General features: G+C 71.9%; 10 protein-coding genes. All 10 read right to left on the bottom strand.

Going from position 1 to position 6,349, the window contains the following annotated elements; translation table 11 throughout:
• The coding region (locus DSD19_RS14170) for a phage tail tape measure protein (protein WP_113670060.1) at nt 1-1,742 on the bottom strand (1,742 nt) is incomplete at its 3' end.
• A gap of 3 nt (nt 1,743-1,745) precedes the next feature.
• On the bottom strand, nt 1,746-1,955 hold the full coding sequence (locus DSD19_RS14165; RefSeq protein ID WP_113670059.1) for a hypothetical protein: 210 nt from the start codon (nt 1,953-1,955) through the stop codon (nt 1,746-1,748).
• Nucleotides 1,956-2,053: 98 nt separating this feature from the next.
• Entirely contained in the window at nt 2,054-2,434 is a 381-nt protein-coding gene (locus DSD19_RS14160) for a GTA-gp10 family protein (RefSeq protein ID WP_113670058.1), read from the bottom strand.
• A 3-nt stretch (nt 2,435-2,437) separates the two neighbouring features.
• Entirely contained in the window at nt 2,438-2,869 is a 432-nt protein-coding gene (locus DSD19_RS14155; RefSeq protein WP_113670057.1) for a phage tail tube protein, read from the bottom strand.
• The gene (locus DSD19_RS14150; RefSeq protein ID WP_113670056.1) at nt 2,866-3,285 is read right to left on the bottom strand and encodes a DUF3168 domain-containing protein; all 420 of its coding nucleotides are present in this window, start codon (nt 3,283-3,285) and stop codon (nt 2,866-2,868) included. Before DSD19_RS14150 ends, DSD19_RS14155 begins: the two co-directional genes overlap by 4 nt.
• The gene (locus DSD19_RS14145) at nt 3,282-3,791 is read right to left on the bottom strand and encodes an HK97-gp10 family putative phage morphogenesis protein (RefSeq protein ID WP_113670055.1); all 510 of its coding nucleotides are present in this window, start codon (nt 3,789-3,791) and stop codon (nt 3,282-3,284) included. Before DSD19_RS14145 ends, DSD19_RS14150 begins: the two co-directional genes overlap by 4 nt.
• Nucleotides 3,788-4,129 (bottom strand): head-tail adaptor protein, encoded by a 342-nt coding sequence (locus DSD19_RS14140; RefSeq protein WP_113670054.1) that lies wholly within the window; start codon nt 4,127-4,129, stop codon nt 3,788-3,790. The genes DSD19_RS14145 and DSD19_RS14140 overlap by 4 nt, the downstream gene beginning before the upstream one ends.
• 55 nt (nt 4,130-4,184) lie before the next feature.
• On the bottom strand, nt 4,185-4,745 hold the full coding sequence (locus DSD19_RS14135; protein ID WP_113670053.1) for a hypothetical protein: 561 nt from the start codon (nt 4,743-4,745) through the stop codon (nt 4,185-4,187).
• The gene (locus DSD19_RS14130; protein WP_113670052.1) at nt 4,742-5,086 is read right to left on the bottom strand and encodes a hypothetical protein; all 345 of its coding nucleotides are present in this window, start codon (nt 5,084-5,086) and stop codon (nt 4,742-4,744) included. The genes DSD19_RS14135 and DSD19_RS14130 overlap by 4 nt, the downstream gene beginning before the upstream one ends.
• 38 nt (nt 5,087-5,124) lie before the next feature.
• On the bottom strand, nt 5,125-6,349 hold a 1,225-nt coding region (locus tag DSD19_RS14125), incomplete at its 5' end, for a phage major capsid protein (protein WP_113670051.1).

The following is a 6,349-nucleotide window of genomic DNA, read 5'->3' as shown; positions in this document are numbered from 1 at the left end:
TCGAAGACATTGCCAAGGGCGTTGACCTTCACGCCGCCGCCCGCACCGGCGCCCGCGCCCCCGAAGATCCCCGAGAAGAAGCTGTCGAAGAAGCCGCCCATCGCGCTGGAAACCGGCGACAGCGCCCGGTCCAGAAGATCGTCGAGCATCCGGTCGGCCAAGGCCGAGATCGCGTCGCCCGCATCCGCCGACCCCTTGGCCAGATCCTTGAAGAAGGTCTTGAAGCTGTCGCCGGTCTCCTTCGCGGCGTCGGCCAGATCCTTCGTCGTCGTCTTCAGCTTGTCGATCCCGGCGCCGTCATCGGCCGCCTCGCCGATCCGGGCAAGGCTGGTGGCGGTATCGCCCGCCTCCTCCGAGACCCCGGCCAGCGTCTCCTTCAGCGCCGCCATCGAGGCCAGCGGCGTGCGGATCATCGCATCGGCCACGCCATTGGCCTCCTCCTTCAGCCGTTTGGCCTCGTCGCCCGCGGCCGCTGCGGCCTCTTTCGCCGCCGCCAGCCCCTCGGCCGCGCCCTCGGCCGCCTCCTTCAGCGCCGCCGCCCCGGGCAGGATGTCCGGCAGATCGGCAAAGCGGGCGAGGAAGCCCGACCATCTCTCCTGCAGATAGACCATCACATCGCCCCAGATCGCTTTCATCCGGGCGCCGAGCTCTTCCATCCGGAGCCGCATCAGCTCCGGCCCCATCACGATCCGGTCCCAGACCTCGGCCGCGACATCCTTCATCAGATCGAGCGCCGCACTGAGGCCCCCCGCCGCCGTCACCAGCCGCCCGAACCACAGCACCAGCTCGCCCGCACCGACCACCAGCGCGCCGATCCCGGTGCGCATCAGCGCGGCCCGGGTCAGCAGGAGCTTCGCGTTCAGTGCCGCCGCCGCCACCGTCGCCGCGGCAAAGCTGGCCGCGAACCGCCCGGCGATCAGCGTGGCGGCCGTGCCGGCATAGGCCGCGACCCGGTCGAGATTGGTCAGCACCAGATCGAGCGCCGAGGCCAGCGGCGCGCCCTTGCGCCAGAGATCGGCAAAGCCGGTCGCGAGCCGCTCGATCCCCGGGGCTGCGGCCGCGGCCAGCGTGTTGCCAAGCCCGGTCGCGACCAGACCCAGCCGCGAGACCGCGTCATTGGCGCTTTCGATGTTATCGGCATCGATCTCGGAGACCACGACGCCGAAGTCTTCGACATCGCGGGCGGCCTGGCGCAGGGTGGCCGGATCCATCCGGCTCATGGCGATGGAGCCTTCCTCGCCGAAGAGCTGGCCCGCGACGGCGGCCTGCTGGGCCGCGGGCACGAAGTCGAGGATCGCGGCGTTGATCGCCTCGACCCGGGCATCGAGTGGCATCTTCAAAAGATCCCCGGCCGTGAGGTTCAGCCGCTTCAGCGCGTCGACCGCAGGCCCGGTGCCGGTCGCGGCCTGGCTGAGGCGGCGGGTCAGGTCCTTCGTGGCCTGCTCGACCGTGCCCATGGCGACGCCCGAGAGATCGCCCGCCCGGCTCAGCACCTGCACCGACTTGACGGTGGTGCCCAGCGATTGCGCCAGCTTCGCCTGGGCATCGACCGCGCCCATGGCCTGCCTGGTCATGAGGCTCAGCGCGCCGGTCGCGGCGGTGACCGCGCCCGCCAGCCCGACCGTGACGGTGCGCGCAAAGCGTTTGGACCGGTCATCGGCCGATTTGAGCCCGTTGCGGAACTCGGCCGAGTCGAGCCCCAGATTGACGCGCAGCGCGCCGATCACCGCCTTGAGCGCCATGGATCACCTCTTTCTCTGGTTGTGCTGTTCGAACCGCGCATGCATCACGCGGGCGCGCAGGATCATCGCCGCCGCCGCGCGCTTCGGGTCGGGCGGCAGGATGAAGTCATCGGCCCGGGGGAAGTCGGGCGTCCGGGTGAGCGCCGCGACATGCCAGGCCAGCCAGCGGTCGCGGTGCTGGCCGACCTTCGCCCGGGCCGCGGCGCCCGCCATCTGGGCGCGGTAGAGCCCCGGGGTCAGGGACCAGAAGGCGGCCGGATCGAACCCGGCCGCGCAATAATCCTTCAGCAGGTCGAGCCAGCCCGCGGGGCTCAGCCCATGTCCGACCCGCTCGCCGCGCCCGTCCCGGCCGACCGCTTTGCCGGATCCGGCTTTCCCGGCGCGGGATCCTCCGCCGCCAGGAAGCCGCAGGCGGCGATCACCTTTCCCAGCACCGGGCCGAGCTCGGGGCCGAGCTCTTCGGCGACCGCGCCCGCCTGGCGCAGCGTGGTCGCGGGGCGGTGATCGCGCATCGCGGCCCAGAGGATCAGCCGCATGGTGCGCACCGATCCCGCCTTCAGCGAGGTCATGATCTCGGCCAGCGTCCGGCCCGCCTCTTCTTCCAGCTCGGCAATGGCATTGAAGCTCAGGATCAGCCGCAGCTGTTCGCCGCAGGCCTCGATATCGACCTCGCCCTTCATCGGATTGGCCATGGATCAGCCCTCCTCGGGCAAGGTGATGGACAGGCTGCCGGTGACCCGGAAACTCGCGGAGACCTCCTGGAACTCGCCCACGGTGGCGGGCGGCGCGTAGGATTTGAGCCAGCCCTCGAAGAGCCAGACCGTGCCGCCCGGGAAGGTGACCCGGATCTGGCGCACCGCGCCCGAGGCCTTCAGCCCGATCAAGAGCCGGTCGGTGGCCGAGCCCTCGATCCAGTTCATGCCGACCGTGCATTCGCCGGGATCCAGAAGCCCCGGGCGGGATTCCTTGGTCCGGTTCGGCGACTTCATATGGGTCGCGTCATGTTCGTCGCGCTGCTGGTCGGGCAATGCCACCGACTTGACCTCGGCCAGGTCCAGGAAGGTCGTGGCGGCGGCATCCTCGGCCACCTCCACGCCATAGCCCCAGGCGATATCCGCCTCGCTCATCTCTCGTTCTCCTTGTTGTGAAGCCTGTGATGGACGATCAGGTCGGCCACGATCCGGTGGATCCCGCTGCCGTCCCGGTCGGTGTCGAGCCCGTCGCGGAGCGCCTCGACGAAGACGCCGCGGACGTCCGTCCCGCCATGGGGGCCGCGGACCCCGTCGAGCCGGTCGATCATGACGGCCTCGACCTCGCCCGCCTCGGCCAGCGTCGTGGCGAGGATCTCGGCCTGGATCCGGGTGCGGCGCAGCGTGGTGACGCCCTTCATGTGATAGTCGCGCGTGGCGCCGACCCGCGTCAGGACCAGCGCGGGCAGGCCCTCGCCCGGCGCGCGGCGGCCCCAGGTGATGCGGGCGCCGACCAGATCGGCAAGGGCCGGATCGCGCAGCAGCAGGTCGGTCAGGTCGGCCTTGAGGCTCATCGGCCGCCCCCTTGCGTGCGTTTTCTCGCCAGCCGCTTCGCCCGGCGGGCGACGGTCGCGGCGATCTCGCGGCCGAGCCCCTCGGCAATATCGTCCAGCACCGCGTCGCGGGTCGCATCCCAGGCGGGGCGCATGAAGGGCTGGGCGGGCATGGTGCCGGTCGAACCGCCGCTTTCCAGATGCCGCTCGACGGTGCCGAACTCGACCAGATGGGCATGCGGGAGCGCCGCGGCGCCGCCGAAGAGCTCGACCGCGGCCTTGTCATCGCTGACGAGGCGGCGGTGATCGCGGCGCTGTTTGGGGTCGAGCCGGGTCGAGACCGCGAGGCTCTCGGCCAGATCGCCGCTGGCGCGCGGGGCCAGATCCCGCGCCCGCTCGACGAAGATCCCGAGCGCGGCCGTGCCGACGCGCCGCAGCACGCCCCGGCCGGTGGACTTCGGCAGATGCTCCACCATCATCTTTTCCAGGTCCTTGAGGCCATCGACCGAGACGGGTTGCCTGCTCATGCCTCCTCCTTCCGGCCGGTGCTGACGGCCGAGACGTCGACCCAGCGGCCGCGTTCGGTGACGCCGGTGATGTTCCAGATCAGGCCCTCGGCCCACAGCCGGTCGGCGGGCCCGAGGGTCCGGGTCAGGCCCTCGGCCAGGGCCGTGCGGCGCAGGGTGAAGCGGGTCGCGCGCACCGCGCCGATCTGGCCCGCCGCGGCGCGTTCGGTCTCGGTCAGATCGGTCTGCGCGGCCCAGAGCGTGGCAATCCCCGCCCAGGCGCCCGTGGGTTCGTTCAGCGCATTGCGCCCCGCGCCCTGGCGTTCGAAGGTGATGCGCCGGTCGAGCAGCGGGCTCATCGGCGGCACCGGGCCATCGGCGGCGCGCTCATGACCGAGCTCATCGGCGGCCGGGTCATCGGCGACACCAGATCCCGGGGCGCCGGTAGCGCGCCTGCCGGATCAGGGCGCGCGCGCCGAAGGCGATGCGCGGGCTTTCGACCGTCTCGATGGCGATCCCCGCTTCCAGCCAGTCCCGCGCGATCAGGATCACCGCCTGAGCCAGCGTCGGCGGCACGGTGTCCGGCCCCACGGAAAGCGTGATCGCCAGCGGAGATCCTTCGGGCACCGCCGCCAGCGCACCCTCGGCAAAGAGGATCTGCGGCTCGCTGTCGGCAAAGAGAAGCCGGGCGGCCCCGGCATCGAGGGCGGTATCGCCCGCCGCGCCCGACCAGGTCACGCCCAGCAGCTCGCGGGCGGGCGCGACCGGCACCCACCAGCGGCGGCCCTGTCCGGCCGCGGTCTCGAACCGGACCCGGCGCGGGGTCAGCGGGCGGCGGGTGGCGGTCTCGACCGCCGATTGCGCCGCCGCCAGACAGGCCTCGATCCGGGAATTGTCCGCATCGCCCTCCCAATGCGAGGCGCGTTTATACGCCTCGACACTGACGCCAAGCGGCGGGATCTCGTCCAGGATCATGCCCCGGCCGATTCCTTGTCGGCGGCTTTGTCGGCTTCCTTGTCGGGGGCCTTGCCCTGCCTGGGCGGCGCGCCCGCCTGGACCTTCGCCTCGGCCGCAGCCAGAGCCGCCTCGCGCGTCGCAAGTGCCGCCTCGCGCTCGGCCAGATCGGCGGCCTTCGCCTCGATCCCGGCCGGATCGGCCGCCGCGGCCAGCTGCGCCTCGGCCGCCCGGTCGAAGACCGTCGCGACCGGGTCCTCGCCCCGGGTCAGCCTCGCGGCCAGCGCAGGCGCGAAGCCTGCCACCTCGCCGCGGTTGTAGCGCCCGTGGGCGCGGCGGAACTTCAGAATGACCTTGGTCATGTCGGATACCTCTCGGAATTGGGGAACGGTGGCGGGGCTCAGAGCGACCAGCCGGTCGCGGTGAAGCCCGCGATTGCCTCGTCATGGCTGGGGGCGAGATCGTGTTCGGAGACCGCGCGCATCAGCGTCAGGTCGCGCTGGAAGGCCGAGATCGTCTCGCCATTGGCATCGACGAAGGCGGCCTCGGTCGAGGCGGCGATGGCGATCTGCATCGCGTCCCCGATCACCACTTCGTCGAAATCCGCGAAGGTGATCTCGGTCCCGTCGCCGCCCGCGCCGAGGTTGTCGGGCACCTGCGAGGTGGTGCGGATCGGGTAGCCCTTCAGCGTCCCGCTGGCATCGATCGAGGGAAAGACCGGATTGCCGCGGTCATCGCGCAGGCTGGCCAGCCAGTTCTTGGCCGAGGCGCGCATGATCCAGCCGGGGCGGACCATGCCGACATTGGCGTCCTCGACCGTCGAGACCGCCCAGCGGACCGCCGCCTCGGCCGCCGCCGCCGTGCCCGCGATGCCGTCGCGCCAGTTCGCGGCCAGCGCCCAGTTGCGCAGGCCCTTCGGCGTGTCGTTCGCCCCGTCGCCGCGCAGGAAGGCCAGATCCTCGCGCAACGCCATCGCCTTCAGCAGATCGTCGCGGGCATGCTGGGCCATGGCGACCGAGGAATGCCGCAGGAGGCTGTTCGACAGCGGCACCAGCGCGCGCAGGAGCTTGAAGGACTTGTCGACCGCATCGAAGCTCATCTCGCTTTCGGCGATGGCCGAGGTCTCGGCACCGTAACCGGCGGTCGCGCCTGCGGTCTGGCGCGCGGTGCGCAATTCGCCCGCGGGCATCGGCACGGTGCGCGCGCCCGAGGCCCGGACGGTGACGCGCGGGGTCAGCAGCGCGATCAGCTCTTCGGATTGCGCGGCGGGAATGGTGATGCCGCCCGCAGCCTCGGAGGCGCCCGACATGATCGCGGCAATCCCGGAATGGCCATCGGTCTCAAGGCGGGCCACCGCGCGTTCGCGGTCGCCCCGGCTGGCCGCCAGCGCATGCAGCATGAAGCCCACCTCGACGCCCCGATGCGCGGGATCGCGCGGGGTCGCGGCCTGTTGGGGCCGGGCCGTGCCGGTGGGGGCAGCCCCCGTTCCCGGCGCCGGATCGTCCCCGCCGGTGGCAGCGGCAGCGCGGGCGGCCTCGGTGGCCTCGGCCCGGCCGACCTGGGCATTCAGCGTCTCGAAGCCCGTCTGCGCCTCGGCAAAGGCGGTCTCGGCCGCGGCGATGGCC

Origin of the sequence: Rhodovulum sp. BSW8 (assembly GCF_003314725.1) — a bacterium.
Classification (GTDB): Bacteria; Pseudomonadota; Alphaproteobacteria; order Rhodobacterales; family Rhodobacteraceae; genus Rhodovulum; species Rhodovulum visakhapatnamense.
This window is presented reverse-complemented; position numbering and strand designations above follow the sequence as displayed.

Excerpts from the sequence above, each read along its gene's own strand:
- DSD19_RS14165 (WP_113670059.1), bottom strand. The coding sequence starts at position 1,955 with ATGGCGGGCGCCGCGGCCCGGGCGAAGGTCGGCCAGCACCGCGACCGC.
- DSD19_RS14160 (WP_113670058.1), bottom strand. The coding sequence starts at position 2,434 with ATGGCCAATCCGATGAAGGGCGAGGTCGATATCGAGGCCTGCGGCGAA.
- DSD19_RS14155 (WP_113670057.1), bottom strand. The coding sequence starts at position 2,869 with ATGAGCGAGGCGGATATCGCCTGGGGCTATGGCGTGGAGGTGGCCGAG.
- DSD19_RS14150 (WP_113670056.1), bottom strand. The coding sequence starts at position 3,285 with ATGAGCCTCAAGGCCGACCTGACCGACCTGCTGCTGCGCGATCCGGCC.
- DSD19_RS14145 (WP_113670055.1), bottom strand. The coding sequence starts at position 3,791 with ATGAGCAGGCAACCCGTCTCGGTCGATGGCCTCAAGGACCTGGAAAAG.
- DSD19_RS14140 (WP_113670054.1), bottom strand. The coding sequence starts at position 4,129 with ATGAGCCCGCTGCTCGACCGGCGCATCACCTTCGAACGCCAGGGCGCG.
- DSD19_RS14135 (WP_113670053.1), bottom strand. The coding sequence starts at position 4,745 with ATGATCCTGGACGAGATCCCGCCGCTTGGCGTCAGTGTCGAGGCGTAT.
- DSD19_RS14130 (WP_113670052.1), bottom strand. The coding sequence starts at position 5,086 with ATGACCAAGGTCATTCTGAAGTTCCGCCGCGCCCACGGGCGCTACAAC.